This is a genomic window from Streptomyces sp. SID11385 (assembly GCF_010548245.1).
Lineage (GTDB): Bacteria > Actinomycetota > Actinomycetes > Streptomycetales > Streptomycetaceae > Streptomyces.
This window is the reverse complement of sequence record NZ_JAAGLR010000139.1, coordinates 1-655: the sequence shown is the minus strand read 5'-3', so window position 1 is coordinate 655 and position 655 is coordinate 1. Positions and strand designations below refer to the sequence as shown.

Sequence of the window (655 nt, the reverse complement as noted above, 5' to 3'; positions counted from 1 at the left end):
ACGGCGACTGCCTGGCCACTCGCCCCGGCCGCCGCCAGCACGGCCGCGGCGACGGCCCCGGCGACCCTTCCTGACACCATCTGCTGCTCCTCGCGCTCGGTCCCCGTTCGCTTACCTGCGGTGCCTTCACTCGTACGGGACGGGGCGGCCGGGCGCCGCTCGGGTGGGGCACGTGGGTGAACGTGAGATGTCCTACAAGCGCACCCCCCGGCAAAGCTCCCTGTGATCAGTCCGCGTACGCTGTATGGCTGAGATCCGATCGCCCTTGCCGCCCCTCGTGCGACAGCGTGGCGCTGTCCATGACCGGGAGTTTTCGGTGTTCGAGAGCCTGGGGCCGCTGACCGGCAGCCCATGGATGTACGCGGTCATCGCGCTCTCGGTCGCGCTCGATGTCTTCCTCCCCGTACTGCCCAGCGGCGTGCTGGTCGTGATGGCGGCGACGGCGGCCGCCGCGACGGCTTCGGCGAGCCCGCACGTGAGCCAGATCCCGCACGTGGTGCTGCTCGCCGCCTGCGCGGCGGTGGCCTCCGTGCTCGGGGACCTGCTGGCCTTCCGGCTCGCGCTGCGCGGTGGCGCGCGCCTGGACCGGGCCATCGCCCGCTCCCGCAAGCTGAGCAGCGCGCAGGAGCGGCTGGGCTGGGCGCTCGCGCGGGGC

1 pseudogene is annotated in these 655 nt (G+C 73.3%); it reads left to right on the top strand.

Annotated features, from left to right (window positions below):
* Nucleotides 1–316: 316 nt before the first annotated feature.
* Nucleotides 317–655: pseudogene (locus G3I42_RS04260) on the top strand (hypothetical protein); the annotation flags it as partial.